We start from the raw sequence: 13,937 nt of genomic DNA, 5'->3' as shown, positions 1-13,937 counted from the left end.
CGCACCCCGTGCGGGCGGCGCCACCCCATCTACCCCGCCCCGCCCCGCACCGCCCCGCCCCGCCCCGCCCCGCCCCGCCCCGCCCCGTCCGCATCGATCATGGAGTTGTGGTGGCCGGATCAGCCGCTTTTACGGCTTGTGCGCACCACCACAACTCCATGATCGACGCGGCCGGGGGTCGACGTTCGCTCATTGGGGTGGGTGTGTGGTTGCGGCTGTTTCGGGGTGCCGTGCAAGGGCGGCGGGTAGGGTCCGGAGGTGGCGGGACGAGGGCGGTGGGGGGCGACATGCGGGATCTCCGGTTCAAGATGATCATGGCGTTGAACGCCGCCGATCTGGGCGACCCGATCTGCGAGCAGGTGGCCGAGATCTGTGCCGAGATCGCCGAGCAGCACTGCGCCGAGTTCGGCCACACACCGCAGTTGCGGACCGGCGAGATCGCCGAGTTGGCCACCGGCGAGCCGGCCCTGACCTGGGCGCCGTCGACCCCCGACGCCGGGCAGCGTGCCTGGTGACGGCACCCGCGCCCGCTGTCGACATCCGCCGTGCCGATGAGCGCTTCGCCACCCGGATCTCCTGGCTGGACTCCAAGCACTCCTTCTCGTTCTCCCGGCACTACGACCCGGCCAACACGCACCACGGCCTGCTGCTCGTCAACAACGACGACGTGGTCCGACCGGGAGCCGGCTTCGAGACCCACCCCCACCAGGACATGGAGATCGTGACCTGGGTGCTACGCGGCTCCCTGGTGCACCAGGACTCCACCGGGCACTCAGGGGTGATCTACCCGGGTCTGGCCCAGCGGATGAGCGCCGGCACCGGCATCCTGCACTCGGAGAAGAACGACGCCTGGCGGCTCGACAACCAGGAGCCGCACAGCGACCCGGTGCACTTCGTGCAGATGTGGGTGCTCCCCGACGAGCAGGGCGTCGACCCCGGCTACGAGCAGCTGGAGATCGAGGACGAGCTACTCCGCGGCGGCCTGGTGCCGATCGCCTCCGGGATGGACCGCTACGACGGCGCCTCCGCGATCCGGATCCGCAACCGGTACGCGACCCTGCACGCCGCCCGTCTCACCCCCGGCGCCGAGGTCACCATCCCCGACGCGCCCTACGTGCACCTGTACGTGCCCGACGGCACGGTCACCCTGGAGGGCAGCGGCCCGCTCGGCAGTGGCGACGCCGCCCGGCTCACCATGACCGGCGGCCGTCGGGTCACCGCCGACGAACCGGCCGAGATCCTGGTCTGGGAGATGCACGCCACGGTCGCCTGACCGTCGCCCGCAAGGGGAGCGCCCGGCGGCCCCCATGATCGTGCTCGAACATGGATGTAGTGGCCTCCCACCTCGGGAAGGCCACTACATCATGGATCGAGCACGATCATGCGGTGGTGCTGCGCGACTACGCCGGGGACTCGGTGCGGTCGGCGGCCCAGGTGGTGTGGAACGAACCCTCGCGGTCCACCCGCTGGTAGGTGTGCGCGCCGAAGTTGTCCCGCAGGCCCTGGATCAGCGCGGCGGGCAGCCGCTCCGCGCGCAACGCGTCGAAGTACGCAAGCGACGACGAGAACGCGGGCGTCGGCACGCCGGCCCGGGTCGCGTCGGCCACCACCCGCCGCCAGCTCGGCACGCCAGCGCTGACCGCCTCGGCGAAGTACGGTGCCACGAGCAGCGTCGGAAGGTCGGGCTGCTCGTCGTACGCCTCACGGATCCGGTTGAGGAAGCGCGCCCGGATGATGCAGCCGCCCCGCCAGATGGTCGCGGTGCCGCCGAGGTCGATGTCCCAGTTGTATTCCTGGCTGCCCGCACGGATGTGGTCGAAGCCCTGCGCGTACGCGACGATCTTGGAGGCGAGCAGCGCCCGGCGGACGTCCTCGACGAAGGCCTCCCGGTCGCTGACCTGCCACTTCTCACCCGCGTCGGGGAACGCCCGGCGGGCCGCCTCGCGCTGGTCGACGTGCCCGGAGAGCGAGCGGGCGAAGGTCGCCTCGGCGATTCCGGTGATCGGAATGCCCAGGTCCAGAGCGCTCTGCACGGTCCACCGGCCGGTGCCCTTCTGCTCGGCCCGGTCCTGCACGATGTCCACGAAGGACCGGCCGGTCGCCGCGTCGGTGTGCGCGAGCACGTCGGCGGTGATCTCGATGAGGAACGACTCCAACTCGCCGGTGTTCCACTCGCGGAAGATCTCCGCGATCTCGGCCGGCGTCGCGTCCAGGCCGGCCCGGAGCAGGTCGTACGCCTCGGCGATGAGCTGCATGTCGGCGTACTCGATGCCGTTGTGCACCATCTTGACGAAGTGCCCGGCGCCGTCCGGCCCGACGTGCGTGCAGCACGGCACGCCGTCCACCTGGGCGGCGATCTTCTCGAACATCGGCCCGAGCTTCGCGTACGACTCGGCGGAGCCGCCCGGCATGATGCTCGGCCCGCGCAGCGCGCCCTCCTCGCCACCGGAGACGCCGGTGCCGCTGAAGTGCAGGCCCTGCGCCCGCAGTGCCTCCTCGCGACGGCGGGTGTCGGCGAAGTGGGCGTTGCCGCAGTCGACGATGATGTCGCCCTCGTCAAGCAGCGGCACCAACTCGTCGATCACCGCGTCGGTGGGCGCTCCGGCCTTGACCATGACGATGACCGCGCGGGGTCGCTCCAGGGACGCCACGAAGTCGGCCATCGTCTCACCCGGCACGAACGTGCCCTCGTCGCCGTGTTCGGCGACCAGGCTGCGGGTGCGCTCCGGCGAGCGGTTGTGCACCGCCACCGTGAAGCCGTTGCGAGCCAGGTTGCGGGCCACGTTGCGGCCCATCACCGCCAGCCCGGTCACACCGATCTGTGCCCTCGCCTGATCAGCCATTCGTGCCGCCACCTCTCGTCACACCACTATCAGCGTTTGGAAACTTACCGTGATGTCAGCCGATACGGACCAGTGACCGGCGTCCCGTTACTGCACGTAATACCGATGTTGCCGATGGCGGCTCGGGCTCCCGGCAGGGGTCGGTGGGCGCCGCGCAGGGAAACCTGTCGTCATCCCGCGCCGCGTACGTCAGCCTTCGACGAGACGGGCTTCGATTCGGGCGATCTTCCCGGTGAGCGCGTCGGTGACCCCGGGACGGACATCGGCCTTGAGCACCACACTCACCCGGGGCGCCTGCGCGGCGACCACGTCGACCGCCCGCTTCACCACCGCCATCACCTCGTCCCACTCGCCCTCGACGGTGGTGAACATGGCGTCGGTCCGGTTCGGCAGGCCCGAAGCCCGCACCACCCGTACCGCCTCGGCGACGAGGTCACCCACCGAGTCGTCCCCGCCGAGCGGGGTGATCGAGAACGCGATCAGCATGTGCCGATCGTGCCAGTAAATCGGGTGCGCGTCCGCTCCGGCGGCGGTTAGGGTACGGCCATGCGTTACTGACGCCCCACCTTCCGAGCCGGCCCGCCGCCCCGCGTCGCGGTCCGTGCGCTCTCGGGCGTCCCGCAGATCCCCTCCGCCGTTCGACGGCGCTGGCTGTGTCCGACCCCGGCGAGCAGTCCCTCCCCTGTTCGGCCGTCGCGTCGCGTCGGCCACCAGCCGATCCGACCGACCGCCGACGCGCGGGACCGGCCAGTCGGTCGGCACCGAAGGAGGCCCGGATGCCTGCCAGGCGTAACCCGAAGAAGACCCGTACCCCGAGAGCGACGCCGCTCAGCGTCGACCCGGCGGCCGGACGCGGTCCGCTCCCGCCCACCCTCCCCGCCCTCGACCTGCCGGTCGACCCGGCTCTGCCGGCGGCGCTCGTGGGGCCGGCGGTGGCCGATGCGGCGCTACCCGCGGCGCTGGTCGACCCGGCGCTGCCAGCGGCGCTCGTGGGGCCGGCGGTGGTCGATGCGGCGCTACCCGCGGCGCTGGTCGATTCGGCTCTGCCGGCGGCGAATGTGGGACCGGCGGGCGTCGCGGACGAGGTGGCGCCACCTGTTGACGTGCCGGCAGCGGTCGACGCGCCGACGGTGGGAGAGCTGCCGAAGCCCACCGGGCGACCGACGGCACCCACGGCCGGCCCGCCGCAGGGTGGCGGCAAAGGCTCCGCCGGTGGCCGTAGCCAACAGGCCGGCCAGACCCGCCGCTACGCCTTCCGCCGCAGCTAAAAAGCCACCCCACCTACCCCGCCCGGGCCCCGCCCGCGCCTTCTCCCGTCGATCTTGCACTTCCTGTCCCCGCGTATTCGACAAATTGGGACGAATCAACGACAGAAACTGCAAGATCGACGGGGCGGGGCGGGGCGGGGCGGGGCGGGGCGGGGCGGGGCGGGGCGGGGCACGGCGCGCGCGGAGGTGGTGGGCGGGGCGCGGGGCCGGGAACTAGCCGATCAGGGGGCGGAAGGTGCCGAGGAGGATGCTCGTGGTGAGGGCCGCTCCGGCCAGGACTGCCGCGCCGGCGACGAGGAGCGCGTCGGCGCGGGTGAGGTGTTGGCGGCGGGCGATGGTCCGGGGTGTGCCGGCGTCGAAGCCGCGGGCGTCCATGGCCACCGCCAGCCGGGTGCCTCGACGGATCGCCCCGACAAGCAGCGCGAACGCGGTGGAGGTGAACAGCCGCAGCTTCGCCACCGGGTTGCGTCCCGCGTCCACGCCCCGCGCGCGCCGCGCCATGCTGATCATCTGCCACTCCTGGCCGAGCAGCGGCACCAGTCGGAACGCGGCGAGCGCCCCGATGGCGAAGCGGGCCGGCGCCTTGGCGTTCTGGATCAACGCGTCGGCCAGGTCGGTCGGGTCGGTGGTCGCGAAGACGATCACGCCGGGCAGCGCCACCGCGAACACCCGCAGCACCAGGCCGAGCGCGGTGAGCAGCACGCCGGTGGTCACCAACACCGGCCCGACGTCGAGCAGGACCCGACCGGATCGGTCGGCGGCGAACAGCACCAGGGTGACCAGGATGCCGGCGGCGCTGAGCAGCAGCGGCAGGGCCCGCCGGGCCAGCACCCGGTAGCGGATGCCGAACAGCGGCAGGACGGCGAGTTCGAGGGCGATGGCGATGGCCGGGGCCACCGGGTCGAGGGTCGCCAGCAGGGTGAACGAGAAGACCAGGGCGGCGGCGACCTTCGCCACCGGGTTGCGGCGTGCCAACGGCGCGTCCGGTGCGGCGACCGGCTCGATGCTGATCATCGATCGTGGTCCGGGGCGCGCCGCAGGGTGACGGTGCGGTCGGCGAGCGCGGCGACGAAGTCCGCGTCGTGGGTGACCGTGACGACGCCGTGCCCGTCGTCGCGCAGGTCGGCGAAGAGGTCGACAAGCTCCCGCCAGGTCCGCCGGTCCTGGCCGAAGGTGGGTTCGTCGCAGATCAGCAGGCGTGGCGCGGTGGCCAGGGCCGTCGCCACGCTCAGCCGCCGCGCCTCGCCACCTGAGAGGGTGTACGGGTTGGCAGCGGCGAGTCGGGCCAGCCGCAGCCGTTCCAGCAGCCCGGCCACGGTCTGCTTGACGGCAGCCTCGGGTTGGCCGGTCCGGCGCGGGCCGAGCGCCAACTCGTCGAAGACCGTGCTCGTGACGAACTGGTGCTCCGGGTCCTGGAAGACCGACCCGATCCGCCGGGCCAGCGCGGGGGCCCGCCAGCGGTGCGGGGGAGTGCGGTGGTCCGCGCCGGCCAACTCGGCGGACGCGGTGACCCGCCCGGTGCCGGGTCGGAGCAGACCGCCGAGCAGCAACGCCAGGGTGGACTTGCCGGCACCGTTCGGTCCGCGGACGGCGAGCGCCTCGCCGGCGCGTACCCGAAGGTCGGTGTTGCCCAGCCGGGGTGGGAGGCCGAGCCGGTCGGCGGTGAGCAACAGCTCCCCGGGGCCGGCGGTGGCGGCCCGGGGCGCGATGGGGTGACCGGGCACCCAGACCCCCTCGGCGGCAAGTGCGGTGCCGTGGGCGGCGAAGACGGCCTCGGGGGTGCCGTCCGCGCGGACGCCGCCGCCCGGTTCCAGGACGACCACCCGGTTGACGAGCGGCAGCGCCTCGGCGACCCGGTGCTCCACCAGGATCAGCGTGGTGTCGGCGTCCAGCGCGCCGGCCACCGCGCGCCGGATCAGGTCGGCCCCGGCCGGGTCGAGGTTGGCGGTCGGCTCGTCGAGCAGCAGCAGCGCGGGGTGCAGGGCCAGCGCGCCGGCCAGGGCGAGGCGTTGCTGCTCGCCACCGGAGAGTGCCGCGGTGTTGCGGTTGCGGGAGTACGGAAAGCCGACCCGGTGCAGTGCCTCGTCCACCCGGGGCCAGATCTCGTCGGCCGGCACTCCCCGGTTCTCCAGCCCGAACGCGACGTCGTCGCCGCAGCGCGCCATCACCAGTTGGGTCTCCGGGTCCTGGAAGACGATGCCGACCCGCTCCCGCCCCTTGCGCGGGTCGAGCCCGTCGATCTCGACGGTGCCCTCCTGCTCGCCGGAGTCTTCGGGGAGCAGCCCGGCCAGTGCGCTGAGCAGGGTGCTCTTGCCGGCCCCCGACGGCCCGAGCAGCAGCACCCGCTCCCCGGCCTCGACCCGCAGGTCGACCCCGCGCACCGCCCAGGCCCGCCGCCCGGCGTGCCGCCACCCGAACCCCCGCAGAACAACCGCGCCCACCGAACCCCCTCCCGCGTGATTTCCCGTTGTCGATCAAGAGGTTTGCGTCAGGATTCCGCCTCTGGTTGACGCAAAACTCTTGATCGACGAAGTCGGACCGGGGTCAGATCAGGGCCCGGTTGCGGCCCACCGGGAAGCGGTCCAGGACGCCGGTGTTGGCCAGCGCCCGGGTGAGCAGCCAGCCGCCCGCTCCGGCGATGACGGTGGCGCTGACGATGGTGAGCAGCGCGTACGGGACGCGGTAGTCGCCGAGCGCGTAGTCGACGTTCCAGACGAAGAAGTCGAACAGTGCGGCGCTGACACCGGTCAGCGCACCGGCGAACACGGCGGTCGGCAGCCGGAACGACCGGTACCGGAAGGCGGCGAAGGCCAGCTCCGCGCCGATGCCCTGCACGATGCCCTGCGGGATCACCGTACCGGCCCACTGGCTGCCCATCAGCGCGGACAGGACCGCCGCCACGGTCTCGCAGTAGAGGGCGGCCCCGGGCTTGCGGATGACCAGCCCACCGATCACCGCCGGCATCAGCCAGACGCCGTAGAGCAGGGTCTGCGCCGGCGGGAAGAAGGCGAACGCGCCCTCGGTGGCGCTCCAGACCAGGCCCCAGGCCCAGAAGATGACGCCGAAGGCGACAGCGATCACCGAGGCGACCACGATGTCGATGGTGCGCCAACGGTTTGTGGTGTTGTCCATGGTGTGCTCCCAGTTCTAGGAAGAGAACCAGGAGAAGACGCACGCCGCGTCCGGTGGCACCGGACTGCGGCGCGGCTGGAGGTCGACCGAACTCCCTGCGCTGGCATTACCCAGATCAGGTTCGAGGGTCTGCGGGCGTGCCCGCACTCTCAGCGCTGTGCGCTCCCCTGTCGGATATGAAGTTGTCTCGCTGACGCTAACACCGCCCCGGGGTACGGGGACAGCAGGCACCCGCCTGACCTGCGGGAGCGACCGCCCTACCCGGTCTGGGTACGCTTCCGATCATGCGGGTTGACGCGCGAGGCTTCACGTTCGAGGTGACCGTCGACGGTCCACCGGACGGTGTACCCGTCCTGCTGCTGCACGGTTTCCCGCAGCACAGCGGCGAGTGGGCCGACGTGGTGCCGACGCTGCACGCCGGCGGGCTGCGCACGTACGCACTGGACCAGCGCGGCTACTCGCCGGGCGCCCGGCCCACGCTGGTGGCCGACTACCGGATCCCCGAGCTGGTCACCGACGTGGTGGCGGTGCTCGACGCGCTCGGCCTGGACACCGTGCACCTGGTCGGTCACGACTGGGGTGCGATCGTGGCCTGGGCGGTCGCCGCCCGGCACCCCGAGCGGGTCCACACGCTCACCGCGGTGTCCGTGCCGCACCCGGCGGCCATGGCACACGCCCTGACCACCGACGGCCAACAGAAGGCGCGCTCGTCGTACATCGCGCTGTTCCGCAAGCCGGGCAAGGCGGAGAAGGTGCTGCTGGCGTGGCACGCCACCGCACTGCGCAAGCTGCTCGGCGGGGTGGGCGACCCGTCCCGGGTGAACAGGTACGCCGACCCGATGCGCGAGCCGGGGGCGCTCACGGCCGCGCTGAACTGGTACCGGGCCATGTCCCGCAGGGACCTGGCCGACGTCGGCCAGGTCGCGGTGCCCACCACGTACGTCTGGAGTGACCGGGACGTCGCGATCGGCCGGACCGCCGCCGAGGCGTGCGCGGCGAACGTCACCGGGGACTACCGCTTCGTGCAGCTTCCCGGGGTGAGTCACTGGATCCCGGACGCGGCGCCGGGCCCGCTCGCCGAGGCGGTCCTGGCCCGGGTCGGCGGCACGGGCTGAGCGGGCGGCGGCCTGACCTGAGAGGGCGGCGGCCTGACCTGAGACGGCGGCGGCCTGAGCGGGCGGCGAACGCCAACGGGCCGGCTGGCCCGCAAATTCGAACGACGGAGGACGTATGACGGTGAGCGCCGAGGACTACCTGGCCGTGGTGACCGAGACGATCGGCAGGGTGGCCGCCAGCCAACGGGAGGCGGTGGGGCGGGCCGCCGACCTGATCGCCGACGCCGTTCGAGCCGACGGTGTGGTGCACGCGTTCGGCACCGGGCACTCGGAGGCCCTGGCCATGGAGATCGCCGGACGGGCCGGCGGGCTGGTGCCGACCAACCGGATCGCGCTGCGCGACCTGGTGCTGCTCGGCGGCGAACCCGCCGATCGGCTCGGCCCGCTGCTGGAACGGGACCCGGCCGTCGCCCGCCGCCTCTACGAGCTGGCCCCGGTGCGTCCGACCGACGTCTTCGTACTCGCCTCGAACTCCGGGGTGAACGGCGCGATGGTGGAGTTCGCGACGCTTGTGAAGGAGCACGGTCACGGGTTGGTGGCGATCACCTCGGCGCAGCACTCCGGCCGGATGACCTCCCGACACCCGTCCGGGCGCAAGCTGAGCGACCTCGCCGACGTGGTGCTCGACAACGGCGCACCGTACGGGGACGCGACGCTGCCCCTGCCCGGCGGCGGCGCCGTCGGTGCCGTCTCCTCGATCACCGCCGCGCTGCTGGCCCAGCAGGTGACCGTGGAGGTGGTGGCGCGGCTGCTTGCGGCGGGGGAGCGGCCCCCGGTCTACCTGTCGGCGAACATCCCGGACGGCGACGCGCACAACAACGAGCTGGAAGCGCGGTACGCGGGCCGGATCCGACGCGGGGCCTGAGGCTGCCGGCGACGGCTCGGCTGGTGCTTGTGGCCGACGTGCGTCGCCGAGATGAACGGCGGATGTCGTGAACCTGTTTCGCGCTCGGCCGGGTGGGGCATTGGCGTTGCTGCCGGCGGCTGGGACCGCCGGCAGTAGCGTCTCACCGGAGGTAGCGCGTGTCCAAGGAGACCGAGAAGCAGCGCTGGCAGCGCAACTTCGCCGACCTGTTGCAGGAGTTGCGGGTCGCGCAGACCGGCGTGCAGATCCTCTTCGCCTTCCTGCTCACCCTGCCGTTCAGTAACGGTTTCACCGAGACCACGGAGTTCCAGCGCGACGTCTACATCGTGGCGTTGCTCGCGGCGGCCGCCGCCACCGCGATGATCATCTCGCCGGTGGCGTTCCACCGGGCGCTGTTCCGGCAGGGCCGCAAACCGGAGCTGGTGCGCTTCGCGCACCGGATGGCCACCGGTGGTCTCGCCTTCATGCTGATCGCGATGGTCAGTGCGGTACTGCTGATCACCGACTTCGTGCTGGACCGGCCGATCGCCTTCCTGCTCAGTGCGCTTGCCGGCATCTGGTTCCTCACGTTCTGGGTGGCCCTGCCGTTCGCCCGACGCAACTGGGGCGAGGACGACATCGACGACGATGACGACGACCCGGACACCACCATCGGCCGCTGACCGCGCGATCTCCCGCACCGCTACCCCTGGGTAACAACCGGGGGTAGCGTTGTGGTAGCCGTACCGAGCTTTCGAGGGGGCAGCCGTGACCACGACGCAGAACGGCCGACCGGCACCGGACGGCCCCGACTCGGAACACCCCGCAAACGCCGCGGCGCCACTGCCCGCGGAAGCCGGGCAGGTCACCGAGAAGGAGGCCCGTCAGGTCGCCGAAGCCGCCCGCGAGTCCACCTGGGACCGGCCCAGCTTCGGCAAGGAGCTGTTCCTCGGCCGGTTCCGGCTCGACCTGATCGACCCGTGGCCCCGGTCCGACCCGGCCGACATGGCTCGCGCGGAGGAGTTCCTCGGCCGGTTCCGGGCCTTCCTGACCTCCGAGGTGGACGGCGCGGCCATCGAACGGGACGCGTCCATACCCGACTCGGTGTTCCAGGGCCTCGCCGACCTCGGCGCGTTCGGCATGAAGATCGACCGGAAGTACGGCGGTCTCGGGCTGAGCAACCTGCACTACTGCCGGGCGCTGATGCTCGCCGGTTCGGTCAGCCCGGCCATCGGGGCGCTGCTCTCGGCGCACCAGTCGATCGGCGTGCCGCAGCCGCTGAAGATGTTCGGCACCGCCGAGCAGAAGCAACGCTTCCTGCCCCGGCTCGCCGCCGGTGAGGTGTCCGCGTTCCTGCTCACCGAGCCGGATGTCGGCTCCGACCCGGCCCGCCTGGGCACCATCGCCGAGCCGACCGAGGACGGCACGGGTTACCGGCTCAACGGGGTGAAGCTCTGGGCCACCAACGGCATCGTGGCCACCCTGCTGGTGGTGATGGCCCGGGTGCCGGCCACCGAGGGGCGTCGGGGCGGGATCACCGCGTTCGTGGTGGACGGCGACAGCCCCGGCATCACCGTCGAGCGGCGCAACGAGTTCATCGGCCTGCGCGGCCTGGAGAACAGCCTGACCCGGTTCCACGACGTGGTCGTGCCCGCCGAGAACGTCATCGGTGGTGAGGGCAAGGGGCTCAAGATCGCCCTGACCACGTTGAACACCGGCCGACTGTCGCTGCCGGCCATGTGCGTGGGCGCCGGCAAGTGGGCGTTGAACGTGGCCCGCGGGTGGGCCGCCGACCGGGTCCAGTGGGGACGGCCGGTGGGTGAGCACGAGGCCGTCGCGCAGAAGCTCTCCTTCATCGCCGCCACCACGTACGGCATGGAGACCATGCTCGACCTCTGCTGCCTGCTCGCCGACGACGACCGCAACGACATCCGGATCGAAGCGGCACTGGTCAAGCTGTACGCCAGCGAGATGGCCTGGAAGATCGCCGACGAGTTGATCCAGATCCGGGGCGGGCGCGGCTACGAGACAGCCGACTCACTCGCCGCCCGTGGCGAACGCCCCGCCGCCGTCGAGCAGATGCTGCGCGACCTACGCATCAACCGGATCTTCGAGGGCTCCACCGAGATCATGCACCTGCTGATCGCACGGGAAGCCGTCGACGCCCACCTGTCGGTGGCCGGCGACATCATCGACCCGGACGCGGGGCTGGGTCGCAAGGCCCGAGCCGGCGCGCGAGCGGGTGCCTTCTACGCGAAGTGGCTACCCACCCTCGCCGTCGGCCGCGGGCAGAGCCCTTCGGCGTACGCCGAGTTCGGCCCGCTCGCCGCGCACCTGCGCCAGGTGGAGCGCTCGTCCCGCAAGCTGGCCCGGTCGACGTTCTACGCGATGTCCCGCTGGCAGGGCAAGATGGAGCGCAAGCAGGCGTTCCTCGGCCGAGTGGTGGACATCGGCGCGGAGCTGTTCGCGATGTCCGCGGTCTGCGTCCGGGCCTCCGCCGAACGGGACAGCCGCCCAGAGAACGTCGAGCTGGCCGACCTGTTCTGCCGGCAGGCCCGGGTGCGGGTGGACGCCCTGTTCAGCGCCCTGTGGGACAACACCGACTCGGTCGACACCGCCGCCGCGAAGCGCATCCTCGCCGGCCGCTACGCGGGCCTGGAGGAGGGCGTGCTCACCCCGTCCGACGAGCTGCCCTGGGTGGCCAACTGGTCGCCCGGCCCGTCCACCGCCGAGGACGTCCGCCGCCGCATCCCGCCCCGGCCCTGAACCTCGCCGCCGTGCGCGCTCGTCACGGTTGAGGCCAGCAGTGGTGGGGCTGGGTCGCGGTGTGGGCTGGTTGCGGTGCGGCTGGGTCGCAGTGCGGCCGGCAGCGGTGTGGGCTGGTCGCGGTGCGGGCTGGTTGCGGTGCGGCTGGGTCGCCGTGCGGCCGGCAGCGGTGTGGGCTGGTCGCAGTGCGGGCCTACGGCCGCTTCGGTCAGCGGGCGACTGCCCAGGCCAGCACTCCTGCCAGGATCAGACCGTTGAGGCCGGCCAGGGCCAGGTACGCCGCGGGCGGGATCTTCTTGCCCCGACGGACGAAGGAGACCAGGACAGCGGCGTAGCCGAGCAGCAGAACGGCGATGACGACGAGGAAGTAGAACACCCGACGACCTTAACGACCCGCTCCCCAGCCCAAGCCCTCACCCACCAGCCCGCCGCTCCGTCCCGCCTCGCGCCCTCGACCCTCGCCTGCCCTACCTCCCGCACTGCCCCGGCCTTCCCGCCCCGCCCACCGGCCGGCGCCTACTCTCACCCCGGCTTCCCGCCCCGCCCTGCCCCGGCTTCCCGCCCCGCCCCCGGCCCCCGCCCCCGCCCCGTCGATCATGGAGTTGTGGTGGGTTGCAAAAGCACCAGAGTCACCCCAAACCAGGCACCACAACTCCATGATCGACGCCTCACCCCGGCCCGTGCGCAGCGATCTTGCACTTTCTGTCGCGACCTAAAGGGCATTCCTCGCATTTCGACGACCGAAACTGCAAGATCGGCGGGGCAGGGCTCGGGCGGGGCAGGGCTGGGCAGGGCTGGGCAGGGCGGGGCAGGGCAGGGCGGGGCAGGGCGGGCAGGGCTTGGGCGGGGCAGGGCTCGGGCAGGGTAGGGCTGGGCAGGGCGGGGCTGGGCAGGGCGGGGCAGGGCTCGGGCGGGGCAGGGCTGGGCGGGGCGGGGCTCGGCGGAGGGCAGGGCGGGGCGGGGCTCGGCGGAGGGCGGGGCGGGGCGGGGCTGGGTGGTTAGCGGGACTTGGCGCGGAGGCCCAGGGTGCGGAGTTCCAGGGCGGCCAGGGCATCGACTGTCGTGTCGTCGCCGCGCCGCCACGCCTCGGCGACGTCCGGCGCGATGCGGGTCAGCCGCCCCAGCGGTTGGGTGGCCAGCGCGCGCAGGGCGAGCAGGTCCCGGCCGGCCGGACCGGCGGCCAGTTTCGCGGCCGACCCGGCCCGACGCATCCAGCGCACCCGCAACGGCAGCCAACCGAAGAGCACCAGGCCGAGCGGGAAGATCAGCACCGCGACGGCGAGGGCGAGCGCGAGTTGGTCGACCAGGTGCTGCTGGTCCCGGCCCGCGTCGGCGAGGCCCCGGGCGGCTTCGGCGGCCTGCCGGAAGGGCGCGGTCAACTCGTCACCGACAAGCGGTACCCGGCGGACCTTGCCGCCCGCGTCGGCGAGGTTGTCGGCGAGGCCGCTCCCGGCGCCCTCCAGCTTCTGCCCCGGCACGGCGAGCTTCTGCACCAGGTCGTGCAACCACAGCGCGCCCCGAATCGCCGCGTACACCCAGGCGACGACGAGCAGGTCGGTGAGCAACTGACGGGCGGCGGTCGGGAACCGATCAGCATAAATTTTCACGCCGGCCAGCGTGTCACGAACGACGACGCCCCGGCACCCGTCGATCGGCGGCCGGGGGAACACCGCCGGCCCGGCAGCAGCCGGCGGTGTCACGGGCGAGCAGGGCTGCGCGAGCCGCGGTGCGGTGCCGGCCGGGACATTGACGGCGCCCCGGTGACCGGTGCGGTGCGGGCCGGGGCACCGACGGTGACCGGTGCGGTGCGGCCGGGGCACCGACGACGCCCCGGTGACCGACGCGGGTGCCGGCCGTGGCGCACGCGCTGTGGCGCACGCGCTGTGGCGCACGCGCTGTGGCGCACGCGCTGTGGCGCACGCGCTGTGGCGCACGCGCTGTGGCGCACGCGCTGTGGCGCACGGGCCGT

At 72.7% G+C, this 13,937-nt stretch carries 14 protein-coding genes and 1 riboswitch; of the genes, 7 read left to right on the top strand and 7 right to left on the bottom strand.

The features are described 5' to 3' along the window. Window positions 1-287: 287 nt before the first annotated feature. Window positions 288-515 (top strand): thioredoxin reductase, encoded by a 228-nt coding sequence (locus AB0C15_RS30465; RefSeq protein ID WP_091409742.1) that lies wholly within the window; start codon window positions 288-290, stop codon window positions 513-515. Continuing rightward, on the top strand, window positions 512-1,273 hold the full coding sequence (locus AB0C15_RS30460; protein ID WP_357357796.1) for a pirin family protein: 762 nt from the start codon (window positions 512-514) through the stop codon (window positions 1,271-1,273). The genes AB0C15_RS30465 and AB0C15_RS30460 overlap by 4 nt, the downstream gene beginning before the upstream one ends. A gap of 127 nt (window positions 1,274-1,400) precedes the next feature. Here AB0C15_RS30460 and gndA read toward each other — a convergent pair whose 3' ends face one another. After that, the gene (gene gndA, locus AB0C15_RS30455; protein WP_357357793.1) at window positions 1,401-2,843 is read right to left on the bottom strand and encodes an NADP-dependent phosphogluconate dehydrogenase; all 1,443 of its coding nucleotides are present in this window, start codon (window positions 2,841-2,843) and stop codon (window positions 1,401-1,403) included. Between the two features lie 189 nt (window positions 2,844-3,032). Further along, on the bottom strand, window positions 3,033-3,329 hold the full coding sequence (locus AB0C15_RS30450) for a thiamine-binding protein (protein ID WP_357357791.1): 297 nt from the start codon (window positions 3,327-3,329) through the stop codon (window positions 3,033-3,035). Between the two features lie 290 nt (window positions 3,330-3,619). On the opposite strand from AB0C15_RS30450, the gene AB0C15_RS30445 reads away from it, so the two are divergent. After that, window positions 3,620-4,111, top strand: coding sequence for a hypothetical protein (locus AB0C15_RS30445; RefSeq protein WP_357357789.1), 492 nt, complete (start codon window positions 3,620-3,622; stop codon window positions 4,109-4,111). A 213-nt stretch (window positions 4,112-4,324) separates the two neighbouring features. On the opposite strand, the gene AB0C15_RS30440 is transcribed toward AB0C15_RS30445, so the two are convergent. The 3 genes from AB0C15_RS30440 to AB0C15_RS30430 all read right to left on the bottom strand — a co-directional run bounded on the left by AB0C15_RS30440 (window position 4,325) and on the right by AB0C15_RS30430 (window position 7,243). Then, entirely contained in the window at window positions 4,325-5,125 is an 801-nt protein-coding gene (locus AB0C15_RS30440; RefSeq protein ID WP_357357787.1) for an energy-coupling factor transporter transmembrane component T, read from the bottom strand. Continuing rightward, the gene (locus AB0C15_RS30435; protein ID WP_357357784.1) at window positions 5,122-6,552 is read right to left on the bottom strand and encodes an ABC transporter ATP-binding protein; all 1,431 of its coding nucleotides are present in this window, start codon (window positions 6,550-6,552) and stop codon (window positions 5,122-5,124) included. Before AB0C15_RS30435 ends, AB0C15_RS30440 begins: the two co-directional genes overlap by 4 nt. Before the next feature lie 103 nt (window positions 6,553-6,655). After that, entirely contained in the window at window positions 6,656-7,243 is a 588-nt protein-coding gene (locus tag AB0C15_RS30430; RefSeq protein WP_357357782.1) for an ECF transporter S component, read from the bottom strand. 74 nt (window positions 7,244-7,317) lie between these two features. After that, window positions 7,318-7,422: riboswitch (TPP riboswitch) on the bottom strand. 105 nt (window positions 7,423-7,527) lie between these two features. On the opposite strand from AB0C15_RS30430, the gene AB0C15_RS30425 reads away from it, so the two are divergent. The 4 genes from AB0C15_RS30425 to AB0C15_RS30410 all read left to right on the top strand — a co-directional run bounded on the left by AB0C15_RS30425 (window position 7,528) and on the right by AB0C15_RS30410 (window position 11,968). Then, the gene (locus AB0C15_RS30425; RefSeq protein WP_357357780.1) at window positions 7,528-8,358 is read left to right on the top strand and encodes an alpha/beta fold hydrolase; all 831 of its coding nucleotides are present in this window, start codon (window positions 7,528-7,530) and stop codon (window positions 8,356-8,358) included. A gap of 115 nt (window positions 8,359-8,473) precedes the next feature. Continuing rightward, window positions 8,474-9,223, top strand: a complete 750-nt coding sequence (locus tag AB0C15_RS30420; RefSeq protein ID WP_357357778.1) for an SIS domain-containing protein — start codon at window positions 8,474-8,476, stop codon at window positions 9,221-9,223. Window positions 9,224-9,381: 158 nt separating this feature from the next. Continuing rightward, window positions 9,382-9,885 carry a DUF6328 family protein gene (locus tag AB0C15_RS30415; RefSeq protein WP_357357776.1) on the top strand — a complete coding sequence of 168 codons (504 nt, stop codon included), beginning with the start codon at window positions 9,382-9,384 and terminating at the stop codon, window positions 9,883-9,885. Window positions 9,886-9,970: 85 nt separating this feature from the next. After that, on the top strand, window positions 9,971-11,968 hold the full coding sequence (locus AB0C15_RS30410) for an acyl-CoA dehydrogenase family protein (protein WP_357357774.1): 1,998 nt from the start codon (window positions 9,971-9,973) through the stop codon (window positions 11,966-11,968). Window positions 11,969-12,176: 208 nt separating this feature from the next. Here AB0C15_RS30410 and AB0C15_RS30405 read toward each other — a convergent pair whose 3' ends face one another. Next, window positions 12,177-12,344, bottom strand: coding sequence for a hypothetical protein (locus tag AB0C15_RS30405; protein WP_357357771.1), 168 nt, complete (start codon window positions 12,342-12,344; stop codon window positions 12,177-12,179). A gap of 622 nt (window positions 12,345-12,966) precedes the next feature. Continuing rightward, on the bottom strand, window positions 12,967-13,575 hold the full coding sequence (locus tag AB0C15_RS30400; RefSeq protein ID WP_357357769.1) for a hypothetical protein: 609 nt from the start codon (window positions 13,573-13,575) through the stop codon (window positions 12,967-12,969). Window positions 13,576-13,937: the final 362 nt, after the last annotated feature.

This window comes from Micromonospora sp. NPDC048835 (assembly GCF_040649995.1).
GTDB lineage: Bacteria > Actinomycetota > Actinomycetes > Mycobacteriales > Micromonosporaceae > Micromonospora.
The sequence above is the reverse complement of the archived record's forward strand: the minus strand, read 5'-3'. Positions and strand labels throughout refer to the sequence as shown.

Bases quoted from the DNA above. Each gene is read 5' to 3' on its own strand.
- AB0C15_RS30450 (WP_357357791.1), bottom strand. From the start codon at position 3,329: ATGCTGATCGCGTTCTCGATCACCCCGCTCGGCGGGGACGACTCGGTG.
- AB0C15_RS30430 (WP_357357782.1), bottom strand. From the start codon at position 7,243: ATGGACAACACCACAAACCGTTGGCGCACCATCGACATCGTGGTCGCC.
- AB0C15_RS30420 (WP_357357778.1), top strand. From the start codon at position 8,474: ATGACGGTGAGCGCCGAGGACTACCTGGCCGTGGTGACCGAGACGATC.
- AB0C15_RS30440 (WP_357357787.1), bottom strand. From the start codon at position 5,125: ATGATCAGCATCGAGCCGGTCGCCGCACCGGACGCGCCGTTGGCACGC.
- AB0C15_RS30445 (WP_357357789.1), top strand. From the start codon at position 3,620: ATGCCTGCCAGGCGTAACCCGAAGAAGACCCGTACCCCGAGAGCGACG.
- gndA (WP_357357793.1), bottom strand. From the start codon at position 2,843: ATGGCTGATCAGGCGAGGGCACAGATCGGTGTGACCGGGCTGGCGGTG.
- AB0C15_RS30465 (WP_091409742.1), top strand. From the start codon at position 288: ATGCGGGATCTCCGGTTCAAGATGATCATGGCGTTGAACGCCGCCGAT.
- AB0C15_RS30425 (WP_357357780.1), top strand. From the start codon at position 7,528: ATGCGGGTTGACGCGCGAGGCTTCACGTTCGAGGTGACCGTCGACGGT.